The organism is Pseudoalteromonas amylolytica (assembly GCF_001854605.1).
In the GTDB taxonomy this organism is placed as follows: Bacteria; Pseudomonadota; Gammaproteobacteria; order Enterobacterales; family Alteromonadaceae; genus Pseudoalteromonas; species Pseudoalteromonas amylolytica.
In genome coordinates, this window is the sequence record NZ_MKJU01000030.1 from 298,658 (window position 1) to 325,405 (window position 26,748).

16 protein-coding genes are annotated in these 26,748 nt (G+C 43.9%); 14 read left to right on the top strand and 2 right to left on the bottom strand.

The window, feature by feature from the left end:
• Positions 1-197 precede the first annotated feature (197 nt).
• The 6 genes from BET10_RS17285 (at position 198) to BET10_RS17310 (ending at position 12,380) form a co-directional block, all read left to right on the top strand.
• Positions 198-3,020 carry a TonB-dependent receptor gene (locus BET10_RS17285; protein WP_070986833.1) on the top strand — a complete coding sequence of 941 codons (2,823 nt, stop codon included), beginning with the start codon at positions 198-200 and terminating at the stop codon, positions 3,018-3,020.
• Positions 3,021-3,098: 78 nt separating this feature from the next.
• Positions 3,099-4,592 carry a tryptophan halogenase family protein gene (locus tag BET10_RS17290; RefSeq protein WP_070986834.1) on the top strand — a complete coding sequence of 498 codons (1,494 nt, stop codon included), beginning with the start codon at positions 3,099-3,101 and terminating at the stop codon, positions 4,590-4,592.
• A 54-nt stretch (positions 4,593-4,646) separates the two neighbouring features.
• Positions 4,647-6,452, top strand: coding sequence for a glycoside hydrolase family 13 protein (locus BET10_RS17295; protein ID WP_096348965.1), 1,806 nt, complete (start codon positions 4,647-4,649; stop codon positions 6,450-6,452).
• Positions 6,453-6,561: 109 nt separating this feature from the next.
• Positions 6,562-8,451 carry an alpha-amylase family glycosyl hydrolase gene (locus BET10_RS17300; protein WP_070986948.1) on the top strand — a complete coding sequence of 630 codons (1,890 nt, stop codon included), beginning with the start codon at positions 6,562-6,564 and terminating at the stop codon, positions 8,449-8,451.
• Between the two features lie 2 nt (positions 8,452-8,453).
• A complete protein-coding gene (locus tag BET10_RS17305; RefSeq protein ID WP_070986836.1) occupies positions 8,454-9,947 on the top strand; it encodes an MFS transporter in 1,494 nt (497 codons plus the stop codon).
• Between the two features lie 9 nt (positions 9,948-9,956).
• Positions 9,957-12,380 carry a glycoside hydrolase family 15 protein gene (locus tag BET10_RS17310; protein WP_070986837.1) on the top strand — a complete coding sequence of 808 codons (2,424 nt, stop codon included), beginning with the start codon at positions 9,957-9,959 and terminating at the stop codon, positions 12,378-12,380.
• Between the two features lie 72 nt (positions 12,381-12,452).
• Here BET10_RS17310 and BET10_RS17315 read toward each other — a convergent pair whose 3' ends face one another.
• A complete protein-coding gene (locus BET10_RS17315; protein ID WP_070986838.1) occupies positions 12,453-12,902 on the bottom strand; it encodes a YtoQ family protein in 450 nt (149 codons plus the stop codon).
• 222 nt (positions 12,903-13,124) lie between these two features.
• Between BET10_RS17315 and BET10_RS17320 the strand changes: the two genes are divergently transcribed.
• The 7 genes from BET10_RS17320 (at position 13,125) to BET10_RS17355 (ending at position 24,349) form a co-directional block, all read left to right on the top strand.
• Entirely contained in the window at positions 13,125-14,540 is a 1,416-nt protein-coding gene (locus BET10_RS17320) for an MATE family efflux transporter (RefSeq protein ID WP_070986839.1), read from the top strand.
• Between the two features lie 508 nt (positions 14,541-15,048).
• Complete coding sequence (gene vioA, locus BET10_RS17325) at positions 15,049-16,341, top strand: flavin-dependent violacein biosynthesis tryptophan-2 monooxygenase VioA (protein WP_070986840.1); 1,293 nt, start codon at positions 15,049-15,051, stop codon at positions 16,339-16,341.
• 47 nt (positions 16,342-16,388) lie between these two features.
• Positions 16,389-19,424, top strand: a complete 3,036-nt coding sequence (gene vioB, locus BET10_RS17330) for an iminophenyl-pyruvate dimer synthase VioB (RefSeq protein WP_070986841.1) — start codon at positions 16,389-16,391, stop codon at positions 19,422-19,424.
• Positions 19,425-19,428: 4 nt separating this feature from the next.
• On the top strand, positions 19,429-20,718 hold the full coding sequence (gene vioC, locus BET10_RS17335; RefSeq protein WP_070986842.1) for an NADP-dependent violacein biosynthesis oxygenase VioC: 1,290 nt from the start codon (positions 19,429-19,431) through the stop codon (positions 20,716-20,718).
• Positions 20,718-21,842: a flavin-dependent violacein biosynthesis monooxygenase VioD gene (vioD, locus tag BET10_RS17340; protein WP_070986843.1), complete on the top strand. Its 1,125-nt coding sequence runs from the start codon at positions 20,718-20,720 to the stop codon at positions 21,840-21,842. Before vioC ends, vioD begins: the two co-directional genes overlap by 1 nt.
• Before the next feature lie 11 nt (positions 21,843-21,853).
• Complete coding sequence (vioE, locus tag BET10_RS17345; protein ID WP_070986844.1) at positions 21,854-22,459, top strand: violacein biosynthesis enzyme VioE; 606 nt, start codon at positions 21,854-21,856, stop codon at positions 22,457-22,459.
• Between the two features lie 492 nt (positions 22,460-22,951).
• Positions 22,952-24,349, top strand: coding sequence for a pre-peptidase C-terminal domain-containing protein (locus BET10_RS17355; RefSeq protein ID WP_070986846.1), 1,398 nt, complete (start codon positions 22,952-22,954; stop codon positions 24,347-24,349).
• A 70-nt stretch (positions 24,350-24,419) separates the two neighbouring features.
• Here BET10_RS17355 and BET10_RS17360 read toward each other — a convergent pair whose 3' ends face one another.
• Entirely contained in the window at positions 24,420-25,439 is a 1,020-nt protein-coding gene (locus tag BET10_RS17360) for a LacI family DNA-binding transcriptional regulator (protein ID WP_070986847.1), read from the bottom strand.
• 297 nt (positions 25,440-25,736) lie between these two features.
• Between BET10_RS17360 and glk the strand changes: the two genes are divergently transcribed.
• A complete protein-coding gene (glk, locus tag BET10_RS17365) occupies positions 25,737-26,735 on the top strand; it encodes a glucokinase (RefSeq protein ID WP_070986848.1) in 999 nt (332 codons plus the stop codon).
• The last annotated feature ends 13 nt before the right edge of the window (positions 26,736-26,748 follow it).

The following is a 26,748-nucleotide window of genomic DNA, read 5'->3' on the forward strand; positions in this document are numbered from 1 at the left end:
TGTGTGAAATAAATGTAAACTTGGTGATGTTGGCTATAGTTTGAATACGTATGCATAAAGTTGTTTATAAAATTAGCTCAGCGCTAATATGCATCCTGACAACAAAAGTAGCTGGGCATCGATACGCTTGTCATCCAAGCAAGCGCAATAGAAAAAGATGTTTCAGTAATAAAATTGGGTAATTGGGATAAAACACTATGTCTATGTTCAAACCAAGTATGTTAACACTGGCACTAATTGGTGCAGGTGTTGTTTCACACTCTGCGTATGCAGCTGAAGAAACTGCAAAAGCACAAGAAGATCAAAAAGTAGAAGTCATAGAAGTTAAAGGCTTTCGTGCCAGCGTTGTGGAATCAATCAACACTAAGCGCTTTTCTTCTGAAGTCGTTGAGTCAATTTCAGCTGAAGACATAGGTAAATTGCCTGATTCTTCAATTGCTGAATCAATTGCTCGTTTACCGGGTTTGACGGCACAACGTCTTGATGGTCGTGCCAGTAAAGTAAGCGTACGTGGTTTTGGTGAAGATGAGAGTGCCACCACTTTTAATGGTCGCGAACAAGTTTCAATCTCTGACAACCGTGGTGTAGAGTTTGACTTATATCCTTCAGAGGTTATGAGCGGCGTTACCGTTTACAAAACACCGAGTGCTAACCTAGAAGCGGAAGGTATTGCGGGTGTAATCGACATGCAAACCATTAAGCCATTGAGTGTTGATGAGCGTGTTTTCCAACTAAATACCATGTATGAAAAAACCAGCTTTGATAAGTTGAATCCAGATGGCGAAGACGCTGGTCTGCGTGGTACTTTCTCATATGTAGATAAATTTGCTGACGATACCATTGGTGTTGCATTGGCACTTACCACTATGACGTCACCAAACCAAGAAAAACGTTGGAATGCGTGGGGCTATCCTGAATTTGAAGCCGATGGTAAGCAATACTCCATTTTAGGGGGAGCAAAGCCATTTGTCCGTTCATCAACGCTTGAGCGTGACTCTGTAATGTTCGTTTTTGAAGCGGCACCAAGTGACAAACTATCTATGGTGTTTGATGCATTATACGTTGACTTCAAAGATGAAAAGATCCTACGTGGTATTGAAATCCCATTTGCATGGGGCCAAGGTTCAATTTCTGGTGAAACGGCAACCGTAGACGAAGCTTCTGGCTTTGTAACGAGTGCTATCACGCAAGGGCAACGTGTTGTTGTACGTAATGACTATGAAGACCGTGAAGCTGAGTTAAGTGCATTTGGTTTCAATACAAAATATAACGTAAATGACTCATTGACGCTTGAATTTGATGCAAGCCACTCGAGCGTAGAGAAGCAGATCTGGAGTTTAGAAAGCTACTCAGGCACGGGGCGTGGTAATGAGCGAGGCGTAGCAGATAACTTAGGTTATACATTTTCTGGTGGCAATACCGGTGCGCAATTCTCCCATGAATTAGATTACAGTGACTACGACTTAATCAAAATCGGTGGCCCATTATCTTGGGGTTGGAGTTCAGCACTTAACGAAAAGTATGGTGTTGTGGGTTCAGAAAACGACCAAGGTGAATACGAGTATCACCCATATGAAAACCAGCTACAAGATGGTTTTATCAACGCGCCCACTATTGAAGACGAATTAAACGCATTGAAACTTGCGGCAAAGCAAGCACTTGATAACGAATTTGTCAGCAGTGTTGAGTTTGGCTTGTCATATCGTGATAGAGAAAAGTCTAAAGTGTCAGAAGGTTACTTCATGACTGTTGCAGGTTTCTCTTACCCTGACAATCCTGGCATGCTAACTGTGCCAGAGCAATACCGATTAGGTAGTGCCAATTTAGACTTCATCGGCATGGGTGACATGATTGCCTACGATTCTCGCGCTATGGTTGCTGATGGTCAGTTTGATTTACTGGCAGAAAGCTTGACCAACCCTAGCCACGCAACGATGTCGTGGACGGTTCAAGAGCAGGTTACGGCCGCGTTTGTACAAGCAAATATCAATGCTGAAATCGCAGGTTTCCCTGTGACAGGTAACGCGGGTCTACGTTACGTAAAAACTGAGCAAACCGGTAAGGGTAATGCTTTCGACACTGTCGATGGCAAAGTGGTTACTACACCAACGCACGTTGAGCATGATTATTCTCACTTATTACCGAGCTTGAATTTGTCATTGGCAATTGATGAGATGCAAACCGTGCGTTTTGGTGCCGCGAAAACAATTTCTCGCCCACGTCTTGATGAGATGAATGCGTCAATCAGCGCTAAGTACAACCAGCGTCCTGATGAAAATGGTAATAACTGGGAAGTGTCAGGTGGTAACCCAACCCTTGAGCCAAAAGAAGCGATTGGTTTTGACTTAACTTATGAAAACTACTTCAGCGCAGAAGGCTACTTCTCAGTCGCGTTGTTCCATAAAGACTTAAAAGAATGGATCTTTGATGGAACTTACGAAATTGATATGACTGGCGTTGTTGACCCTGTATCAGGTGAGGTTCCGCCAAATGCGGGAGGTTCTGGTAAAGGTAAAGTCAATGGTGGCGGTGGCGACCTTTGGGGTTATGAGTTATCGGTTGCATTGCCGTTTAATATCTTCCACGATAGCTTAGAAGGCTTTGGTATTATTGCCAGCCACACTGGTGTGAAATCAGATATCGAAGACCCTAATGGTAACGATTATGAGCTACCGGGCTTGTCTGACCGTATTCAAAGCTTAACGTTCTACTATGAAAACCACGGTTTCCAAGCGCGTACGAGTATGCGTAAGCGTAGCGCATTTAAAGGTGACGTATACGGTTTAGGATTTAAAACCGTTCAGGTAGATATTTTAGGTGAAACTATTTGGGATGCGCAATTAGGCTATGACTTTGGTGAAGGTGGCTTCGAGCAGTTAGATGGACTGTCGGTAAGCTTACAAATTCAAAACATCACTGAAGAGCCGTTTACCGCGCTTTCGGGTGATAACGCACTACAAGTGCGTGATTACCAAGACTATGGCCGCACCTATATGTTAGGTTTAAGCTATAAGTTTTAATCGCTGACACGCGATAATGTAAAGCCCTTGTCTTAACCACAAGGGCTTTTTTGTATCAAGGTATGAAGAGGTTGTGTTATGTCTGCTCAACAGATTAAAAACGTTGTGATTGTTGGTGGGGGAACCGCCGGTTGGTTAAGTGCATCTTTTTTAGCCAAAGTGATGGGGAAGCTTATCAACATTACGGTGTTGGAGTCAGCGGACATAAGCACGGTGGGGGTGGGTGAGGCAACCATTCCACCGTTGCAACCGTTTAACAGCGCGATGGGCATTGATGAACAAGCATTTATTCGCGCAACCAAAGCAACCATTAAACTCGGCATTCAATTTGAAGGTTGGGGTACAGAAACGAGCAGCTATATGCACGCATTTGGGGCGATTGGTAAAGACTTCCCATTTTGCGAGTTTCATAACCACTGGCTGTACGCGCAGCAGCAGGGCATTGGTGACGATTTTTGGGATTACTCACTGAATTATCAAGCCGCAAAACACCATAAGTTCTCTAAGCTCAACGCCATCCCCGGTACCAAACTACCTGGCATTTCTTATGCCTATCATTTTGATGCAGGGCTATACGCCAAGTTTTTAGCCGCCCATGCAAAGCAACTTGGAGCATGCCATATTCAAGGCACGGTAGAGCGAGTTATTAAGGATGAGTCATCCGGTAATATCAGAGCACTTGAGCTCAAAGACGGACAGCAAGTAACCGGCGACTTATTTATTGATTGCACTGGTATGCACGCTCTACTGATCGACAAGGCCCTCAACAGCGGCTTTGAGGATTGGTCTCACTGGCTGCCCTGTGATAGTGCTTTAGCAGTGCCATGTGAACATGCCAGCACACACATTGCGCCCTACACTCGCTCCATAGCACATGAAGCGGGCTGGCAGTGGCAAATTCCCCTACAACATCGGGTCGGCAACGGTTTGGTCTATGCCAGTAAGCATATGAGCGATGAGCAGGCCAAAGACAAGCTACTGAGCAATTTACCCGGTAAGGCATTAGCAGAACCTAAGTTAATTCGTTTTAGAACAGGGCGACGGCTGACGCCTTGGCACAAAAACGTAGTGGCAATTGGACTCTCTAGTGGCTTTTTAGAACCGCTCGAATCAACCAGTATTCATTTAATTCAAACTGCCATTGTGCGCTTGGTTAAGTTGTTTCCTCACAATGGTATTGAGCAAAGCCAGGTCGCGCTATACAACCAGCAGTCGAAAACAGAGTTTGAGCGTATTCGCGACTTTATTATTTTACATTACAAACTCAATGAACGAAGAGATTCTGATTTTTGGCGTCAATGTGAAAGTATGAATATCCCTGAAAGTTTGCTGCAAAAAATTACCCTGTTTAAAGAAACGGGAAAGCTACTGCGTGAAGATGACGAATTATTTGCCGAAGTAGCATGGCAACAGGTATTCATCGGTCAGGGGCTAAAACCAAAACAACTACATCCGTTATTACATGCGCTGAGCGACCAACAAAGGATGGAGTTATTTAGCAGCCTCAAAACCTTAATCGAACAAACAGTAACAGCCATGCCTACCCACACACAATTTTTGACGGACCTCTAAGTTATGAAAGCGAGTCTTACAATTTTATATCTGCTGTTTGCAACGTGTTGTTTGATGCGTCACGAAGCGATAAACGCCTATCAAGTCGAACCACAAAATTGGTGGGTGGGTATGCAGCATCCAGCCTTGCAAATTATGGTTAGGCAGGTGAGCGTCGCCAATGCCAAGGTAAGCCTGCGTAGTTACGAAGGCGTTAAGTTGGTAGGGGTGGAGCGAGGAGACAGCGACAACTACGCTTTTATAAACTTGCATATTGATGAACATGCGCAAGCTGGTGAGTTGATTTTTGATATCATTTCTCAACACACAAGTGATGTGCTTCGCTACCCATTACACAGCCGTCAGCCTCAAAGTGCTGCGCGTCAAGGGTTCTCCAGTAAAGATATCATTTACTTAATCAATCCTGATAGGTTTGCCAATGGCAATCCAGACAATGACAGTGTCGCTGGTATGTTGGAAGGCCCACAGCCGGATTTTAAAGGAGGGCGTCACGGCGGAGACCTACAGGGGATTATCGACCGTCTGGATTACATAAAGGATATGGGGTTCACACAATTGTGGTTGACCCCAGTGCGTGAAAATAACATGAGTGAATATTCTTACCATGGCTATGCACTAACAGACTTTTATAAAATCGACCCCCGTATGGGGAGCAACGAGCAGTATCGCATCTTAACGCAAGCCGCAGCGAGTCGAGGGATTGGCGTGATCATGGATATGGTGCTTAATCACAGTGGCTTAAATCATTGGTGGGTTAAAGATAAACCAACCGCAGATTGGCTTAACTTTGCTGGTGAATTTAGCGGCACAAGCCATGCCAGACAAACAATTCAAGACCCCCACGCCAGTGAGTTTGATAAAAAGCAATTCAATGATGGCTGGTTTGTACCCACCATGCCGGATCTCAATCAGAGACAACCACTTTTGGCGACTTACCTCATACAAAATGCGATTTGGTGGGTAGAGTATGCCAACTTAAGCGGTATTCGTGTTGATACATATTCATATTCTGATAAAAGTTTTCTTGCCAAGTGGACCGAGCGTCTAATGAATGAATATCCCAACTTTAATATTGTTGGTGAAGAGTGGAGCACTAATCCCGCTATTACTTCCTACTGGCAGCGCGGCAAGGTCAATCAAGATGGCTACACCTCTGAGCTCGTGAGTGTGATGGACTTTTCATTACAAGCGTCGCTGGTTAAGGCTTTAAATGAAGCAGAAAGCTGGAACACAGGATGGATAAGAGTATATCAGTCCATAGCGAATGACTTTCTTTACCCAGACACAGGTAATTTGCTGACGTTTTTAGATAACCATGACATGAGCCGGATATTTACTGAGTTGGGTCAGGACTTGGACAAAACAAAACTAGCCATGACTTTGTTGCTAACTACTCGGGGTATTCCACAGATTTACTACGGCACTGAAGTATTGCTTGATAACACAGGCTCAAATGATCATGGTGATATCAGAATTGATTTTCCTGGCGGATTTCAAGGCCACAAGCACGATGCGGTGTCAGGCAAAGGGCTAAGCAAGGCGCAAAAAACAATGCAAAGCTATGTACAGCATCTGGCGCAATTAAGAAAAAAATACACCGCGCTGAGCGATGGCGAGCTGATACATTTTAGCCCTTATGATGGCGTATACAGCTATGTTCGACGTGCAAAGTCGCACAGCATTTTGGTGTTACTGAATAAGAACCAAGCGCCAGCAACAGTCAGCACGGCCCGTTATCAAGAAGTACTACAGGGGGTAAAAACCGCGCGGGATTTACTCACACACTCTCAGGTAGAGGTACTGGACAACATAGAAATACCGAAAATGAGTGCAAGGGTACTACTGCTAAAGCATGACTAGCATATGAATCCTTGTGGTGAATACGTATGCAGAAGGTTCAACCTCAGTTATAAGCCAAGGTAGACTGCAATAAGCCACATTATGACAACAACAAGTGACAACAAGTGCAATGAGAAATTTAAAATCTAAGGCTGTATTTAACACGCTAAGATATTGTGTATTGAGTGCGGCGTCGAGCGTGTTGATACTGGGCTGTTCCGAGCCACAGAAAAATACTCAGGCGAGTCATCAAAGCGAGCCTCAAAGCACTCAGGCAGCAGTGAGTAAGCCAGTTGTTTACCAAGTATTCACTCGTTTATTTGGAAATCAACAAACCACAAATGTGCCTTGGGGCACCGTAGAGCAAAATGGTGTGGGTAAGTTTGCTGACTTTACTCCAAAAGCTTTGCAAGAGATCAAAGCACTCGGTACAACCCATATTTGGTATACCGGAGTGTTACACCATGCATTGGTGACCGATCATAGCAAATTTGGTATCGCTGCTGATGACCCTGATGTTGTTAAAGGTCGCGCGGGTTCACCGTATGCCGTTAAAGACTATTACAACGTTAACCCAGACTTAGCACTAGACCCAAGTCAACGTTTGGCTGAGTTTGATGCTTTGATTACTCGCACTCATCAAGCGGGAATGAAAGTGATCATTGATATTGTGCCCAACCATGTTGCCCGTAACTATCAATCCATGTCGGCCCCCGATGGGGTTAAAGACTTTGGCGAAAATGATGATACAACGCGAACTTATGCACGGGATAACAACTTTTACTATGTGGTGGGCGAAGATTTTAAAGTGCCAGTGTCGCCAGATTACCAGCCTTTGGGGGGAGAGCCGCACGAGCAAAGTGATGGTCAATTTAGCGAGTCTCCTGCTAAATGGACTGGCAATGGCGCACGTGCAGCGCAGCCAGATATTAACGACTGGTACGAAACCGTTAAAGTGAATTACGGGGTGAAGCCCGACGGCAGTTATGATTTTCCTCGCCTACCTGCGGATTATGCACAGCGCGATATTCAGGCACACTATGAATTTTGGCAGCAACATGAATTACCTGATAGCTGGTATAAGTTTCGAGATATTGCCTATTTCTGGTTAAACCGAGGCGTTGATGGATTTCGCTACGATATGGCGGAAATGGTGCCTGTGGAGTTTTGGAGCTTTTTAAATGCTTCAATCAAAATGAAAAACCCACAAGCCTTTATTCTTGCTGAGGTGTATAACCCCGCGCTGTATCGTGACTATATCCAGCAAGGAAAAATGGATTACCTGTATGACAAAGTCGGTTTCTACGACAGCTTGAAAGCGCTAATGCAGCAAACAGGCCATGCGCAGGATGTTTTGGCAGCGCAGCACAGCGTTCAAGATATTGCCAAGCACATGCTGCACTTTTTAGAAAATCATGATGAACAACGTATTGCCAGTGCTGAATTTGCAGGGGATGCTCGTATGGGTAAGCCTGCAATGGTGGTGTCGCACTTGATCAGCAAAGCCCCGACTATGTTGTATTTTGGGCAAACGGTCGGTGAAGATGGCTCAGAAGATGCGGGTTTTGGTAAACCAAGCCGCACCAGCATTTTTGACTACATTGGTGTACCTGCCCATCAGGCATGGATGAATGGCGGTAAGTTTGATGGTGGTCAGTTGAGCCAAGCTCAGCAATCACTGCGTGCCTATTACGTTAAGCTGATGTCGCTTAGTACCTTACCAGTTGTGGTTGCTGGGAACTTACTGCCAGTGGTGGTTGATACTGATAATGCCCAAGCAAAGCAACGTGTAATGGCATTTGCTCGCCAATACGCAACACAAAGAATGGTGGTTGCCAGCAACTTTGATGCAAATCATTCACATACTGTCAGTTTAAGCTTGCCCAATGATTGGCAACAAAACAACAACACAACAGTACGTGATTTATTGGAAAACCATCCTGTGCAAACGATAGAAGATGGCCAAATTACGATTAATTTAGCTCCACGCGCAAGTGTGGTTTATTTACTTGAGGATTAGCCATGCAACAACAAAAACCGAACTTAAGCTTTTGGCAAATCTGGAATATGTGTTTTGGCTTTTTAGGTATTCAATTTGGCTTTGCACTGCAAAATGGTAACGTGAGCCGTATTTTTCAGACTTTAGGGGCATCGGTAGATGATATTCCTATCCTTTGGGTTGCCGCGCCATTAACAGGTTTGATAGTGCAGCCTATCGTCGGGTATTGGAGCGACAAAACATGGGGACGCTTAGGGCGTCGGCGACCATTCTTTTTCTATGGTGCTGTTTTAACAACGCTGTCGCTGTTTATTATGCCTAACTCGCCAACACTATGGATAGCTGCGGGTGTGCTGTGGATTATGGATGCATCCATTAACGTGACAATGGAACCTTTTCGAGCATTAGTTGGTGACAACCTTAACGAAAAACAGCGTGCTACAGGCTACTCAATGCAGAGCTTTTTTATCGGTGTGGGCGCCGTTGTAGCCTCAGCCCTGCCTTGGATGATGACCAACTGGTTTGATATTAGTAACACGGCCAGTGAGGGGCAAATTCCTGAATCTGTAAAATATGCATTTTATTTCGGTGGCGCTATTTTGTTTTTAGCGGTGGTATGGACCGTGATTAAAACCAAGGAGTATACCCCAGAGCAATTGGCTAGCTTCGACAGCGAAAGCAGCGATTTACCCTATAATAATGAGCCGCTTAGAGTGATTAACTTTGCAAAAGGTGCGTTGGTGTTTGCATTGCTAGGCGGTGGGCTACTAGGTTGCGTTGTTGCATTGGAACTAGAAAAAGAGCTGTATTTGCTGGCGGCATTATTACTGAGTTTCGCCTTGGTTCAGCTAGTTGCAGGCTTTTTACAGAATAAGCAACGTGTTAGTGGCGGTTTCTATCAGGTGATTTATGATGTGTTTACCATGCCAAAGACCATGCAACAATTAGCTGTTGTACAGTTTTTTAGCTGGTTTTCATTGTTTGCGATGTGGATCTATACCACCTCAGCGGTTACCAGCTTTCACTATGGGACTTCGGATGTAACCAGCAAGGCATATAACGATGGAGCTGACTGGGTCGGGGTACTGTTTGCTGCATATAACGGCTTCGCTGCACTTGCTGCCATCGCCATCCCAGTGATCGTCAAAAGAGTGGGTTTGGCTTGGGCGCATTGTTTGAATTTATTACTGGGTGCAGGCGCTTTGATAAGCTTTATGTTTATCCAACAACCGCACTTGCTATGGCTACCTATGATTGGAGTAGGGTTTGCATGGGCGTCGATCTTATCTTTGCCTTACGCGATGCTGAGCAACTCATTACCAAGCAATAAAATGGGAGTATTTATGGGGATTTTCAATTTCTTCATTGTTATTCCGCAACTATTAGCTGCCAGTATTTTAGGTCTTATTCTAAGACACCTGTTTGATAATCAACCTATCTATGCGTTGGTGATTGGGGGCGTATCACTAATTTTTGCCGCCGTATCTGTACTGCGCGTTAAAACGCAAACCGCCTAGGGGAAAGAAATGAGAAAAACGATAAACAAACTGACAATTGCATTACTGACTGCGGGGCTTGTAGGTTGCGGTAGCGCAACTTATAACGGCCAAACTGAAGTTGATGTGGTTGCACCGGGTGCGCCTGGAGACAAGCCATTTTGGGCCTATTCAGGCAAGACGGGGATTGGCACGTCTTATGAAGCATACCAAGATGGGCAATATAGCGATAAGGCGCACACCGGTGAGGTATCAAAAGTTTGGTTCTCTATCGCAAAAGGCATGATCACTGAGACCATGTTTGGGCTTATTCACCAAGCGCAGTTAAAAGACTTACAAATGGTGATCACAGGCACGGATGACTATGGCAACGCTTTTAGTGTTAAAGAAAGTGATGTTGATGCTTTTGAGGTCAGTGTAGATTATCTACATAAGGACTCTGCTGGTCGCCCACTGTCTTTGGCGTATAAAATTACCAGCAAAGACAAGTTGGGTCGCTTTGTTGTAGAAAAGCATGTATTTACGGACTCAGATGGGCAAAGTTTGTTTGTACGCACTCACGTTAACAGCGCCGTTAAGTCACCATTACAGTTGTATGTATCGGCGAATCCATACATCAATAACAATGGCGTGAATGACTTTGCAAAAGTAACTGAGCAAGGTTTGGTTGCCAATGAAGGCGATAGTTATCTCACCATGCAGGCACAAGGTGGCTTTGCTCAAGCCTCAGTAGGCTTTACTGGTAAAAGTGATAATTTGGCCTCATTAATGCAGCAGCAAAAGCTGGAAAACACTTACACCTCAACGGGAGAAACATCGGGTAACGTGAGTTTACTTGGCAAGTTAGGTGAGGTGAATCAGTCGGCACATTTTGATTTTGTATTAAGCTTTGGCAAGTCACAAGCTCAAAGTGCCAAGCAAGCAGAGCAGACGCTTGCAAAGGGCTATCAAGCGGTATTAGATGCCTATAATGGCGGTTGGGAAGCCTACCTATCGCAGTTAGCACCGTTGCAGCGATTAGCACAATTTAGCGCGGACCAAGGTAAATTACTCCATACCAGTGCCATGGTACTTAAGGCACAAGAAGATAAAACTCATGCAGGGGCTTTGATTGCGTCACTATCAAACCCGTGGGGAGATACGGTACCTGCGGTAGAAGGTTCGACCGGATACAAAGCCGTATGGGTAAGGGACTTTTATCAAGTTGCCATGGCATTTATGGCCATGGGTGATGCTCACACAGCCAAAACGGCGTTTGAGTATTTAGAAAAAGTACAAGTTAAAGACAGCACGCCAGGCAACCAAGGTGACACCGGTTGGTTTTTACAAAAAACACACGTGGATGGTGAGCTGGAGTGGGTTGGTGTACAGTTAGACCAAACCGCCATGCCGATTATGCTGGCGTGGAAGCTTTATCAGGCCAAAGTGTTAACGGAGCAAGAGCTCGGTTATTGGTATACCAAGATGCTTAAACCAGCAGCTGACTTTTTAGTACACGGTGGCAAGGCCAAGATCCTTTGGAATGATACGCAAATTACACCGCCAAGTACGCAGCAAGAGCGTTGGGAAGAGCAAAATGGTTACTCTCCTTCAACCACCGCAGCGGTGATCTCAGGTTTGGTAACGGCTTCTGAAATCGCCAAACGTAGCGGTGATATTGCAGCGGCTGAGCGCTATCTGGAAGTGGCTCAACAATATGATAAGCAAGTTGAAGCATTGATGTTTACCACTGAAGGTGTGCTCAAAGAGCAGGCGCAGAGTCAGGCCAGTGACGGACATTACTTCTTCAGAATTGGTCAAGACTCAAACCCAAACAGCAATAGTAAAATAAACAGCAATAATGGCCGTGAAGGGATGAATAAAAAAGCCATTATTGATGGCGGCTTCCTAGAGCTTGTACGATACGGTGTACGTGCAGCTGATGCACCGAGTATTTTGGCAACATTGCCAGAATATGAAGATGAAAGCATGGTTGATAACCTACGAGTAAAATACAGTTTTACTTTCGATGGTGTAGAGGGAAGTTACCCAGGCTATCGTCGTTATGGTAACGATGGTTACGGCGAAGATGAAGTGACGGGTAACAATTACGCGCAAGGTGGAAAAAATGCGCCAGGGCAGCGTGGTCGAGTATGGCCTTTCTTCACCGGAGAACGTGGTCATTATGAAATTGCAGCCGCATCACTGAGTAATAATCTGTCAACGCAAAAGGTGCAGCACATTAAACAAACCTATGTCAAAGGGATGGAGCTATTTGCTAATGAGGGAATGATGTTACCGGAGCAAGTATGGGATAACGTGGGTGTAAACCCTAAAGGCTATGAATTTGGAGAAGGAACAAATTCAGCGACCCCACTTGCTTGGACGCATGCAGAATACATTAAGCTGGTTCGCTCACTTGCTGATAAGCAGGTGTGGGATCACTACCCAGTAGTTGAACAAAAGCTTAAATAGTGTGACTAAAATTGTACGATAAAAAACAGCAGGCTTTGGCCTGCTTTTTTTATGCTGGCTGATTGCTTATGTTTAGCTGAGTTGATCTGATAATAGATACGCTAATATTTCGACAACCTGCTCTGGTGTGGTCGCCCAGGCTTGGGCCGAACCATCTACTTCTTTTAACGGGTGGATCAATGCCTCACTATGCAGTGTGATATAAGGTTTGTTTAGAGCAGCGCAGTAGCCTGCATCAAATGCGGCATTCCACTGCTTGTATTGCTCACCAAAACGGATCACCGCCAAATCGCATTGCTCAATAAGTGTTTTGGTGCGAATAGCGTTGATCTTTGCTGACTTATGGTCACGCCAAAAACCGTTTTGCTCCTGCCCAAGGCAATCGCCTGCGGCATCACTTGCTTCATGAATAGTCACAGCTGATGAAAACTTGATATCCAGACCGGCAGCTTTGCTACCTGTTATAATTTGTTCACGCCAATCGGTATGAATTTCTCCACAAAGGTATACTTTTAGTGTCACGTTTATCTCCGTTATGATGAAGTGCTCTGCTTGATAACAAACAGGGTAACGTGCTTAAGCTCATTCGCAAAATAAAGGCGTTACTTTTGGTAATGTGTGGTTTGAGCTGTTCATTTTGAGTTGGTCGATTGAAAGATCAATAAATTTCATAGCTGTTTAACATCGGTAACATTTCACCTTTACACTCCTTAGGTTTAGCTATACCTAAATTTAAGGATAATTATGAGCACTCCCTCATCAAGCATTGACGTAGAATTAAATCACGAGGACACACCACTACTTACCAGCAACATTGCCAAACAATTCGTACTGATAGCCATTCCAACGACACTCGGCATGGTGATCAATGGATTGTACAGTTTTGTCGACGCTATTTTCATTTCAAAGGGAATTGGCAGTCATGCTATGGCAGCGGTATCGGCAGTATTTCCAATTCAGATGTTGCTGATTGCCATCAGTACTATGCTAGGTAGTGGCATGGCCTCATTGATTTCTCGTTATCTGGGCGGTAATCGTCAGCAAGATGCTGATGTGGTCTTCAGTGCTTCATTTTTATTAGCTATCAGTATCTCTATTATTCTATCCTTACTCATATTTTTTAATTTGTCAGGTATTTTTGATTTTTTAAAAGTACCACAAGATCTTAGAGGGAACGCAACAGACTATATTACACCTATTGTATTATTTTGGACGATTGGTTTTACCAGTAATCAAATAACAGAAGGGTTTAGAGCGTCAGGTAACCCGAAAGCAATGATGCAAGTTCTATCCAGTGCGTCAATTTTAAATATCATTTTAGATGCGATATTTATATTTGGCTTTGGTTGGGGGGTTGCTGGCGCGGCTTGGGCAACGATTATTGCTATTCTTATGGCTTTGTTACTCGGAATTAAATTGCAAAAAAGTGGGCAAAGTAAGGTTCGCTTTAACACAGGGTATTTATTTAGCCCCATCAGAGTACATTTTAAAATTCTCAGCTTAGGGTTGCCTGTGTTGATGTCACATGGTGGGTTTTCTCTGACGTTAGCGGCGACTGTATATTCTATCTCTACCTTTTTTAGTGAACAGCCTGATTCGATTATTGCCGCACACGGCATTTTAGTGCGCTGCTTTATGTTTTTATTCTTACCAATTATAGGCATGATGATAGCGCTGCAAACTTTATCTGGTTTTAATTATGGTGCCGGTCAATACCAGCGGGTGCGCAGTGCTTACCTTGTCGCGATTTTTGCAAGTACGTTGTGGGGAGGATTGGTAACTTGGCTGTTGTGTTTTAACGCTGACTTACTCATTGTGCTGTTTACTAATGATGTGCAAGTTATAGCGTTAGGGTTAGACATTGCGAAAGTGTGCTTTGCAGGTTTTATCGCTGCAGGGTTTTGTATGATGTCTAGCGGGTTGTTCCAAGGTATGGGCCGTGCCATTCCTGCGACGTTTTTGGATGCTGCCAGAAACTATATTTTACTGTTCCCGCTCATGTATCTGTTACCCACTTACTTTTCCACAGATGACTTTTGGTTGGCATTCCCAATTGCCGATGTGACAGGCGGTATATTTGCTCTGCTGTTTTCACTGACAACTTTACAGTATTTGACGCATCGTGGAGATTTGCCACTAAAACATAAAAAATTCATATAATAATTTTAATTGCAAATATATGGACTCAGTATTGCCTAATATAATTTTATGACAATACTGATTTTCATTATTTTTCGCACTGATAACAACCTTCAAGCTTTTGTTTTTATTATGGTTGCTAAAGCCTATTATTAATTTCCTCTCTATTTATTCTGTTTTTTAATATTCGAATTGAAAATATTTATAATTGATGGTCTCTGAGAAAAACCCCACCTATTCATCTGGTTATGATTTCCTCTGGTTTTTTGGCGCAATAGTTTTTTGTTGTTGTGTTTATGTGTATTTAAGTATGTCAATAAACAGAATTTATCAATAATAAAATTCGGAAATTTAAACAGACTTAAAACTGCAAGATTTTTGAAACAGAAAAACCGTAACTTGCTTTTCCGACCAAAGGGGTAGGTTAATTGGTCTAATAATAATAGGTAAACAAAAACATAGATATAGAAGCAGTAAATACTATGAAGAATTAACAAATTATGGCTCAGAATCATCAAGGAATATAACGATGTCTAATATTAAACACTCAGTTTCAATTGTTGGAGCTGGCATCTCGGGTATCATGTGCGCGCTGACACTTGCTCGCTCACAAACCTGCAAAGGTTGGTCGATTAATGTTTATGAACAAAAATCAAGAGTGGGCGGACGAGCACACACTACCTTTATAAATGATCAATTCCTTGATCTTGGCGCGGGCAGATTTTGTTCTCAAATACATGTAAATGTTTATGACCTAGTGAAATCACTTAACCTAGAGTACGAAACGTTTCCTTTTACACAGTTGAAAACTTCACAGCCCATCCAAAAAGAGCTTAAGCAATTGCTCGATAATTTAAAGCCTTTGATTGCAGAGCATCGCAATGATTCGTTTAGTGACTTTTTATCTACCTATTTAGGGCCAAGCAAAGCGTCAGATGTGATTATGGCATTGGGCTATGATTCTCTTTCACTGCCTATCATTTCACCTTCCATTGCTTACGACATTATCGAAAAACACCCTGAAACTCAGGGGTTCTCTGAGAATGTGGGTTATCAATGGTTCAATCTTAAAGAAGGTTTTTCAGCGTTGACGCAGGCGCTATATGAGCAAGCATTACTACTGGGCGTAAACTTTCATTTTGATCAAGAACTAATCGCAATAGAGCACAGTACGGATAGCCATAACCTGATCCTTGAAGATCAGCTTGGTCAGCGACAAACTCTCTCTGATGGCTATAAAATTGTGACGTTGCCTCCTTCTAGAATGCAACAGCTAGATGGCGAATTCCCCAAGCGCTGGACTAACTATAGTTATGGTTCAAGCCCATTGTTTAAAGGGTTCTTCTTTTATACAGATTCATGGTGGCAAGGGTTAGGGTTGACTGACCATGTTGTAATTACCCGTAACCCAATTCGAAAGTTGTACTTTAAAGACAACAAATATGTGTTTTTCTACACAGATGGTGAAAACGCGCTTTACTGGCAAGATATGTACAACCAAGGCGAGCAGCATTATCTTCAAGCCGTCAGAAACTTTATTGCAGATGCATTGCATCAATCACCTGAATCTATTCCGGTTGCACACTCCCACATTCATAAATTCTGGACCCACGGTGTTGAGTTCTCAAAAGAATGTTGCCCAGAACATCCTTTCTATCTCACTTTAGGGGATGACAGCGTTATTTCTCTCTCTGATGCATACACACATCATTGCGGCTGGATGGAAGGGGGAGTTTTAGCGGGGAGGCATACCGCAGAGGCCATCATCAGCAAACAAAAAGCAACGAATCACGAACCTGAAAAAGAGGTGGCATACACATGATGATAAGAGCGTTTCAAATCAATACAAAAAAAATAAGTGAACGATAAATGAGTGTTCTAGATTTCCCACGAATACATTTTAAAGGCGTAGCAAGAGTTAACGTGCCAACGGCTAACCGCAATATCAATAATACCTTGGATATTGCAACGAATACGGTATTACATGAAGGTCAAGCAGTTGATGTTAAGATGCCTCCAAAGGCATATCATGAGTATTTACAGTCACTGGGGCCAAAAATTAACGCTCGAGGCGAAGTAGATGAAAATGGACAGTTTAACCTAGCATGTGGTTATAACATGATGGGGAACAACCACTTCTCATGGCATGATACACAAATTACGGCACTGCAAATTCGCCCAGGGGAGTGTTTACAGCATGATCCGTTGCTAGGCGGTACACTGAATCTTTGGGGCCACTATAATGAATATTTGCGAACCTCATTTAATCGTGCCCGCTGGGTCGACAATGACCCAACGCGAGCGGATTCTGCGCTGATATACGCCGGACAACTTACCGTTAGCGCACCAAACAGTGAAGCCAATACAGCGCATGTATTATCTGCTGATATAGATTGTACTCATGGAGTACGTTGGCTAAATCCAGGCTACATAGAGCAGGAGCAACCCCATGCTTTTGCAGCCGATCTCGCTGCTGCTCGACTTTTTCAATTTACCGTGAGTAAACATTCTAAAGACTTTCTTATCAACCAGTTGAACTTAGAGTCTGAATTTCTAGAACAGCTTAAATTGGCACTGGCGCAACCCGATGTAAAAGGGCTGGTAGTGCAATATTGTGTGAGTAATCTGTCGCCACCAACTCAGCCGAATATGCCAGTATTTTGCGATTTGCACGGCAGTATTGGGCTATGGCGTGAGCATGAAATGGCCACTTGTCCGGTGGGTAGAGTGTTACAACCTGACAACCAAGAGCATTTTTCAAATATCGTGCTGCAGGCTTCGCAGCATTGGTTGAGCCTGAATATGGCAATCAGTGTGGGTCATCAAGGTTATTTAGAGACTTTGCCGGTTGAGTCAGGCATGCCTGCGAAACTGGCCGACAAGGTATCACTTGGTGATCTGAAACTACAGAGTAAAGAGGGTCAAACGCTTGCGATAATTCCAGAGGCCTTGTACAAAAACAGTCTTGAGTGTGCTGGTATCATCGATATTCCAATAGAATTAAGTGTCTCGGATCTTGCCAACTTGTCGCTTAAATTGGTGAGCGATCAACATAGCTGGCATGAAGTGGATTGGTACGTTCAAGGGGAGCAGCACATTACCTATATGGAGTCGCCAAATCCTAAATCACAGCAAAAAAGTAACCAGCTCATAGATGTCTACAGTTATTTTCGAGGGGCTCCTCGGGCAATAAATAAGCTGGCGAGCCACAATTGCACAACGGATTTATTATATTGTGATGCGTTTGTTGAAACCGCTGACGATGGTCGTGGTCAGTTTTTAGTTGAAGCTTTATCTGCAGGCAGCGGACAAATCTTTTTAGGTGAGCAACATAGCCCAATACAGGTGCGTGTGCTCAGTGATGATTGGGCTTTATTGGATACGCCAGATGAGCAGGTTGACTATGACTTTTTGTATGAAAATGTCATGGCTTATTACGAGTTTATATACCCGTTTATGGCAGACAAAGTGTTTAGCATGGCGGATAAATGTAAGTGTGAAACATACGCGCGCTTAATGTGGCAGATGTGCGATCCCAACAACAAACACAAGAGCTATTACATGCCTAGCACGCGTGAGATGTCGCAGGCACAGTCTTATTTGTTCTTGAAATATCTTAGCAATGTTGAAAACTCGGCCATTCCTAAAACTTTGCCACCCTGTAACACAGAGTTAGCCATTACTGGCAAGATTAAAAATAAAGCTCAACTTATTCAGTCTCTTAGAGATGCGGTCGACCTCGAGCTATCTATCATGTTGCAGTATTTATATAGCGCATATTCGTTGCCAACTTATGCCTCTGGAGAGCAATTTGTTAAGGCGGGACGTTGGACTAATGAGCAACTAGAGCTTGTTAATGGCGGCTCTGATAGAAGGCATAACAGTGGTTGGCGAGGCGTGCTTTTGGAAATAGCACATGAAGAAATGATCCATTATCTGGTGGTCAATAACTTGTTAATGTCGCTGGGAGAGCCATTCTATGCGGGTGTGCCAGTCCTAGGTGAGCAGGCGCACAGTACTTTTGGTCTAGACACTGACTTCTCATTTGAGCCGTTCAGTGCACAGACGATGGCCAAATTTGTGCGCTTCGAGTGGCCGACTTTTATTCCGACTATTGGCCGTTCTATTGCTGATTTCTACGCAGATATAAAACAGGCTTTTGAAGAGCTGCCAGACCTTTATCCGCAAGGCAATATATACTCTGGTGGAGAACATCACCTGTTTTTGAATGAAGTGGTGAATCGTAATTATCCGGGTTATCAATTTGAGGTCTATAACCGTGAAACGGCATTGTTTGCGATTGAGTTTGTGACGGAACAAGGGGAAGGAGTGAGTGAGCAAACTGAGCAATTTGAGCTCAGTCACTTTAACCGCCTTCGTCAGATCTCTAAAGTGCTCAACCAGCAAGATGTGCCTTTTGAGGGAGCTTATCCGGTGCTTAAAAACCCGGTTTTCCAAGCGCGAGCTGGGTGTAATCTGGTTACTAACCCGCAAGCGCAATCGTTGATGAGATTTTACAAAGAATGTCACGAGTTGATGTTTCAAATCATGATGCATCATTTTGCGCAAACCCCAAAAGGCAGTTTACGCCGTTCTCGTTTAATGAATGCTGCAATAGACCTAATGACGGGAATTCTACGCCCGCTTTCGGTGCATTTGATGACCTTGCCCTCAGGTACACCGGGGCGCAATGCTGGGCCACCAGTGCCTGAACCTGTTGAGTCATCAATTGCAACTGACTATGCAAAAGGCTGCGCGCAATTATCGCAACGCTGCGCAGATTTGGCCGATATGGCAAGAAATTTAGATCTAATTCAAACACCTGACACGCAAATAGAGCTGCTGGAGTTTTTCCAACAACAAATGGCAGATCTTGCAACAGGAAATCTTTCAAGGGAAGGCTAATACAATGAAAAAAATAATCATCGTCGGCGGCGGTTTGGCAGGTGGCCTGACTGCTATTTATCTCGCAAGACGCGGCTATGAAGTACATATAATTGAGAAAAGAGGGAATCCGCTAGACAATCAAGCAGACTACATTGACCAAGTAAGCTCAAGAGCCATTGGTGTGAGCATGACGGTACGGGGTATCGAAGCGGTAGTCGCTGCGGGTATTCCTTTGCAAGAGTTACAAGCATGTGGGGTGCAAGTGTCGGGCATGGCGTTTTTCGTCAAAGGGCAGGCCAAAGTACGACAGTTACCGCCAATTGATAAATTACAGCCCTTATCGCTTAGCCGCAGTGCGTTTCAGGTTTTATTAAATAAGTATGCGCATCAAGCTGATGTGACATATCACTACCATCAACGGTGTGTTGAAGTCGATTTAGACAATGCCAGTATTTTAACCCAAGATGCGTCTGGCAACTTTGTGACTCACAAAGGGGACTTAATTATTGCCGCTGATGGGGCGCGTTCGAGTGTACGTGATGCGATGCAAACACACTGTCGTCGTTTTGAGTTCCATCAATCATTTTTTAAGCATGGCTACAAGACATTGGTGATCCCAGATGCGTCTAAGGTTGGACTGCGTAAAGATTTATTATACTTCTTTGGTATGGACTCAGGCGGAGAGTTCGCGGGTAGGGCGGCAACTATCCCCGATGGAAGTATCAGTTTTGCCGTGTGTTTACCTTACACAGGCCAGGTGAGTTTGCACAGCAAAGATAGCACCGCCATGCGAGCTTTTTTCGAAAAGTACTACTCAATGGTGCCAGACGATGTTCGTCAATCTTTATTCGAACAATTCATGGAAAAACCCAGCAATGATTTAATCAATGTTCGCTCGTCTACATTCCATTACAAAAACAAGGCGGTTCTAATCGGTGACTCTGCGCATGCCACCGCACCATTTTTGGGTCAGGGCATGAATATGGCGCTTGAAGATGCTTATGTTTTGGATCAGTTATTCGAAGAATATGAAGGCGATCAAGATGAGATTTTGCCCAAATTCACGCAGTTACGTAAGAAAGAGGCCGATGCGATGCAAGACATGGCGCGCGCTAACTATGAAGTGCTGTCTTGCTCTAATCCCATCTTTTTTATGCGAGCGCGTTTTGCTCGATACATGAATCAAAAATTTCCCGATCTCTATCCGCCAGATATGGCTGAAAAGCTGTATTTTACCTCTATGGCGTACAGCGAGCTTAGGGATGTTCAACAAAAACAAAATGTTTGGTACAAAATAGGGAGAATGAACTAATGAACATTTTAGTGATAGGCGCAGGTCCGGCTGGGTTAATGTTTGCAAGTCAAATTAAAAAGCTCAATCCGCAGTGGCATATCCGTATCATAGAAAAAAATAACCAAGAAGAGAGTGTTGGTTGGGGCGTTGTCCTACCCGGCAGAGCGCCTCATCATCCAGCCAATCCATTATCCTACTTGTTGGATCATGAAACCTTAGATGCGCAATATTTAGAAACCTTCAAACTGACGCATCACAATGATAGTGCGATGAAAAGTACTGGCGTGACATTGTGTGGTGCAGAAAGAAAATCAATGATCAAAGCGCTTCGTGAGCTTTGCCAAAGCCTTGATATCAACATTGAGTACGAGCAACCCGTGTTAGAAGAGGCGCAATTGGCCGCTGATCAATATGATCTTGTAGTGGTCTCGAATGGCATTAGCCACACCACACATTTTTATCGCGAAGCGCTTAAACCTAAGGTAGATTTTGGGAAAAACCGTTACATGTGGTACGGCACACCGCAGTTGTTTAACGAAATGAACCTTATTTTCAAAGCCCATTCAAGCGGCGTGTTTGTTGCTCACTCATACAAGTACTCCAGTAAAATGAGTACCTTTGTTGTTGAGTGTAGTGAACAGACATATCAAAAGTCTGGGTTGGACGATATGACACCTGAGCAAGCTGAGCAGTTCATTGCTGGCGTATTTAGCCAAGAACTTGATGCGCAGCCAGTCATTGCTCAGGCTGGTCTAAAATGGCGTCAGTTTATGACATTAAGCCATGAAAAAGCCTACGACGGTAACGTGGTGTTGCTAGGGGATGCATTGCAATCAGGTCATTTCTCAATAGGACATGGTACGACCATGGCGGTTGTTGGTGCGCAGTTGTTAGTCAAATCAGTACATGAGCATAGCCAAAATGTAGAGGTTGCGTTGCAAGACTTCAACCAACGTGTCATGCCTGTAATGAAGTTGTTCAGTCAACATGCCGAAATTAGCCGACTTTGGTTTGAAAGTGCAGAAGATAACATGCATCTGACAACCCCAGAGATTGCCCAAGCGTTTGCACAAAGACGTGCGTCATTACCTGCGCTGCCAGAGGCATTGGAAGCTGCACTCAAATACGCGTTGAAACGTTAAAAGGTATTACAATGGAACTGAATAAATTGGATAAAGTACCACCAAGACTCCCGAACAAGTGGAGTAGTAGTTATATCTCTTACTGGCAACCTATGTTGCCCGAAGATGATATTACCTCAGGTTACTGTTGGTTTGATTACACTAAAAACGTATGTCGTATTGATGGACTATTTAACCCTTGGAGCGAAGCACAAAAGGGGCATCGTTTATGGATGTCAGAAATTATGTATCCGAGCAGCAATGAATCCTTCAAGGCAAAAGTGGCTTACACGAGAGCACATACTAATATGCCTAGTGAATTTATTGAATCGGTTCTCAATGACGAAGTGGATGCCTGCCATGAGTTAATTTTAACTCAAGATGTGCTGATACAGTGCAATGCACAATTTATCGGTTTGCACGATGTATTAGGGCAATCCGCCGAGGCATGGACCTTCGAAAGGCCGCATGGCAAGGGGCCTGCAACTTATTATTTTGCAACGGGCACCAATCAGCTATTAAGAATGATCACAGGTGATCCTAACGTTCATGCGTCTGTTCGTGATTTTCCAAACTTTAATACGTTAGATATACCAGCGAGTACGTTTGACGTTACCAAATTAAAATCGCTCGAATAGGCGATTATTTGGTACTGAGAATGAGGCATGCCAACCATGTTAACCAACATGGTTGGTCATGAATACTGGGTCAGCAGCAAGCATTGAAATTAAAAATTAAATTGTTATTAATGCAACTATAATCGGTAATTTTTTAAAAGTAAGTAAAGACATCAAGGTGTTAATTGAATATTTTTCCACCTCTTTCTCGCCTGTTTTTGTAAATAAATTAAGATAATTGATAATAAATGTTGAAATGCAGGTTTTTGCGTGCCATATTTTTTGGGCGGATATTAACATCTGCTTAATCTTAATTTCTTCAACAATCATTTAGGAGACGTATATGTTTAAAGTTATCGTACTACGCCCTAGTGATCTGCATGAATGTTCGGTTGACTACCACTTGAGTGAGTGGTTCGACGAATAACCTCACCTGAATTTTAAAGCCTAACTATGCCCACATTTTCGTTGCGGCAGGAATAACTATAACTATTAAAATTCAGGTAAATTATTATGAAAAACAACATGAACATTCTATCTGCATCACTAGCAGCCTGTTTGCTTGCAAGCGCAAACAGCTACGCATGTCTAACTAATGAAATCGAATCAAATAATACTGAAAGCAGTGCCAATAGTGGCGTGTGTAGTAATACGCTAGTCACTGGAGAACTATCAAGAAACGATGTTGATTGGTTTTCTTTTGAAGTGACGCAAACAGGGACTATTGATATTTCATTGGACCATAGTAGCGGTGATGATTTTGACTGGTTCTTGTATCAAGAAACAGGCCCTGCGGTGGCCAGTAGAGAAACCAGCCAAGTGCCCGAGTCTGGCAGTTATCAAGCAACATCCACCGGCACGTATTATGTCAAGTTAACGCGTTATAGCGGTTCGGGTTGGTATGATCTAAACGTAAGCTTTGACGAAAATACCACACCACCTCCACCACCGAGTGGTAGTTGTAACTATGGCGCACGACCGTCAAAACCTGGCGCACTGAAAGCCTACATAGCTGGCAACAGTGCTGATACCTGTAATGTTCTGACCTCAGGCAACGGGGCAACCTTGTTGATGGGCGGTGGCACGGATGTAGACGCAGCTTTCAATCAACGAGTGACGCCACATGTTGGTACTGGCGCTGATGTGGTGGTGCTGCGCACATCGGGCACCGATGCGTATAACGATTATCTACTGGCACTTATGAATGCTGATTCAGTAGAAACCCTGATTGTTGACTCTATCAGCAAAGCTAACGACCCGTATGTAGAGTGGGCTATTCGCAGTGCGGAGTTTGTCTGGTTTGCAGGAGGAGACCAGTCCGATTACCTCAACCAATGGCAGGGTACAGCTGTACAAACGGCGGTTCAGCACGTGTTTGACAAAGGGGGCGTTGTGGGTGGTACTTCGGCTGGTATGGCATTGATGGCCGACAGCATCTATGACCCTGATGGTGTGCTTGGTGCGATTTCTAGTGAAGTGGTTACGGATTATTGTCATGAAACGCTTAACTTCAGTAGTACGTTTGTCTCTATTCCAATGCTAAGCAATGCCTTGACCGATACACATTTTGCTGAGCGAGATAGAATGGGTCGCGCGGCGGTATCATTGGCAAGGCACAGCAGTGCGCATTTCAACATTGCCGCAGATGAAGCGACTTCTATCTATATTACGGCAGATGGTAGTGGAGTTGTTGATGGCAGTGGGTCAATTTACATCCTCAAAGAAACGGCACAAACCCAAAGACTGGCGTTGGCATGTGGGCAGGCTGTTGAATATCAGGATATATTACGAGTGAAGCTGCAAAGCGGTGATAACTATAATGTTTATAGCCATACACACACAGGTTCAGAATTAATGATGTCAATTGATGGTAATTTAACGAACTTCTATCTGCCGACTAACCCTTACTAGGGTGGGTCCGGTATAACTTTTGTTTTAAAGCGCACAATTCAATATCTTGGGTTGTGCGCTTTTTACTGGCTTAGGTATTTCTGACGATAAGATTAGGTGGTAATAAAGTTGACTCTACTTCTTCACCACGGATCAAGCTAAGTAAGTTTGAGACCAGCATTTGTCCCGCCAAGGTTGTGTTCTGTTGTACTGTAGTGAGGGCAGGAGATACATAACTTGCTGCAGGTATGTTATCAAAGCCAACGACACGAACATCATTGGGCACCATAATACCGGCTTCTTGCAGTGCACGGATGGCACCGATGGCTATCAAATCACTGGCAGCAAATAGGGCATTAAAGTGAACGTTATTAGCGATGAGAGATTTAGTCGCATGATAACCAGAGTCTTGGGTAGAGATGGCATTGGCAATTTTGCGTTCATTCAGTTGTATGCCTTGTGCCAAAAATGTGTCTCTAAATCCTTGATAGCGAGCAAAAAACTCAGGGCTATGATGTGATGCATCACCTATGAAAGCACAATCTGTGCGTTTTTGTTCAATTAAATGCTGTGCGGCAAGTTGTCCACCGCCATAGTTGTCACAACTTACTGTTAAGTCGGGCCGGCCATCAACCTTAGCACCCCAACAAACAAATTTAGTGTTTTGTTCTAACAATTGTTGTAACCGAGACTGATAGTCCAAGTAATCGCCATAGCCGAGTAAAATTATACCGTCGGCGCGATGGCTATCTTCATAATCGGCGCGCCAATCTTGGCTGCTTGATTGAAAAGAGACTAACAAGTCATACCCTTCTTTGGCACAAGCGCGTGTAATACTGCCGAGCATACTTAAAAAGAAGGGATTGATTTGTGACTCATCCGTCGTCGGGTCTTCAAACAACAACAGCGCTAAAGTACTACTTTGCTGGGTACGTAAATTGCTGGCGTTTTTATCTACTTTGTAGTTTAGTTTTGCTGCCACCTCGTGCACTTTCCGTCGAGTTTCTTCATTGACCAAGGGGCTATTTCTCAGCGCACGCGAAACCGTGGACTGGGATACACCAGCGTAGTGGGCAATATCAAATGATGTTGCTTTACCTTTATGCTTCATTTTTGTACTCAACAGTAGTTAACTTGGTTATTGTCAGGATCTGAACAAATATTTCAACCAATTTCGCCATAATCATAAATTTTTTATTGCCACTTTCTGACACCGGTGTCATAATGTCGGTGTTTTATCATTTTGTTGTCAAAACGTATTGGCTGCCCAACTTGTGTGGGCAGCACTTTTTTACGTCAGTTAGCGTGCAAAATTAACTGAATGACCAATAGAAATACTTGCACTGGCAACCTGGGCTTGGTGCATAAAAATAAGCGCGTATCGCGCAATGACAAAAGAGAAAACAACATGACCCAGACAACAAGTTACCAACATCAAGATTTTGATCCGATTGTCGTTGCCGATATCGGTGGAACGAATGCAAGGTTTGCTATCGTCACTCATTATTGCCAGCAAACTCGTCAATTCGAAATACAACATCAGATCACTTACCCAAGTGCAGATTTCCAATCATTTGAAGCTGCTTTAACTCGCTTTCTAAGCCAATTACCGATAGATAGACCAAAAAGAGCATGTCTTGCAGTCGCAGGTCCAATTAAGTCGCAACAGGTTTATTTAACTAACCTTGGTTGGCATTTCGGTATCGCACCGCTCAAAGAGCAGATGCAATTTGACGAATTAGCGGTTATCAACGATTTTGCGGCTTTTGCCTACGCAGCACCGTACTTGGATACAAAACAGAACTTAATTATTAAGTCAGGTCAACCTGAACCAGACGCCAATATTGCGGTAATGGGACCGGGCACAGGTTTTGGCGCAGCGTGTTTAGCGCGAGACATAAATGGCAGTGCGGTGATGAGTTGTGAAGCAGGGCATATTAATCTGGCACCGGTGACAGCGCTTGATAGACAACTGCTTCATGCGCTGCGATCGAATTTACAACATGTGTCTATTGAGAGTGTATTCTCGGGCCCAGGCATCGCTCGTTTGTACCGTGCTATGGCCGAAGTAAAGGGCCATACCCCAATGGATCTAAATGCTTCACAAATCAGCCAGTTGGCACCGGAATGTGAAGTCTGTGATGCAACCTTGACACATTTTTGTGACTGGATGGGTAGCGTAGCGGGTGATTTAGCGCTGACCTTTGGTGCACTTGGCGGTGTATATATAGGTGGGGGGATTTTACCTCGCATGACAGATCGCTTATTATCAAGTCGATTTATTGAACGATTCACTGAGAAAGGGTTAATGTCACAGTACGTTGGACAGATCCCGGTGACTTTAGTAGTACAAGACAATATTCCTCTTATTGGTGCCGCCGCATGTTTGCATGAGCGACGCGCATAGCAAGAGGCTTGGA

What these genes read in the sequence shown, in the direction of transcription:
- BET10_RS17285 (WP_070986833.1), top strand. Translation starts at nt 198, where the DNA reads ATGTCTATGTTCAAACCAAGTATGTTAACACTGGCACTAATTGGTGCA.
- BET10_RS17290 (WP_070986834.1), top strand. Translation starts at nt 3,099, where the DNA reads ATGTCTGCTCAACAGATTAAAAACGTTGTGATTGTTGGTGGGGGAACC.
- BET10_RS17295 (WP_096348965.1), top strand. Translation starts at nt 4,647, where the DNA reads ATGCGTCACGAAGCGATAAACGCCTATCAAGTCGAACCACAAAATTGG.
- BET10_RS17300 (WP_070986948.1), top strand. Translation starts at nt 6,562, where the DNA reads ATGAGAAATTTAAAATCTAAGGCTGTATTTAACACGCTAAGATATTGT.
- BET10_RS17305 (WP_070986836.1), top strand. Translation starts at nt 8,454, where the DNA reads ATGCAACAACAAAAACCGAACTTAAGCTTTTGGCAAATCTGGAATATG.
- BET10_RS17310 (WP_070986837.1), top strand. Translation starts at nt 9,957, where the DNA reads ATGAGAAAAACGATAAACAAACTGACAATTGCATTACTGACTGCGGGG.
- BET10_RS17320 (WP_070986839.1), top strand. Translation starts at nt 13,125, where the DNA reads ATGAGCACTCCCTCATCAAGCATTGACGTAGAATTAAATCACGAGGAC.
- vioA (WP_070986840.1), top strand. Translation starts at nt 15,049, where the DNA reads ATGTCTAATATTAAACACTCAGTTTCAATTGTTGGAGCTGGCATCTCG.
- vioB (WP_070986841.1), top strand. Translation starts at nt 16,389, where the DNA reads ATGAGTGTTCTAGATTTCCCACGAATACATTTTAAAGGCGTAGCAAGA.
- vioC (WP_070986842.1), top strand. Translation starts at nt 19,429, where the DNA reads ATGAAAAAAATAATCATCGTCGGCGGCGGTTTGGCAGGTGGCCTGACT.
- vioD (WP_070986843.1), top strand. Translation starts at nt 20,718, where the DNA reads ATGAACATTTTAGTGATAGGCGCAGGTCCGGCTGGGTTAATGTTTGCA.
- vioE (WP_070986844.1), top strand. Translation starts at nt 21,854, where the DNA reads ATGGAACTGAATAAATTGGATAAAGTACCACCAAGACTCCCGAACAAG.
- BET10_RS17355 (WP_070986846.1), top strand. Translation starts at nt 22,952, where the DNA reads ATGAAAAACAACATGAACATTCTATCTGCATCACTAGCAGCCTGTTTG.
- BET10_RS17360 (WP_070986847.1), bottom strand. Translation starts at nt 25,439, where the DNA reads ATGAAGCATAAAGGTAAAGCAACATCATTTGATATTGCCCACTACGCT.
- glk (WP_070986848.1), top strand. Translation starts at nt 25,737, where the DNA reads ATGACCCAGACAACAAGTTACCAACATCAAGATTTTGATCCGATTGTC.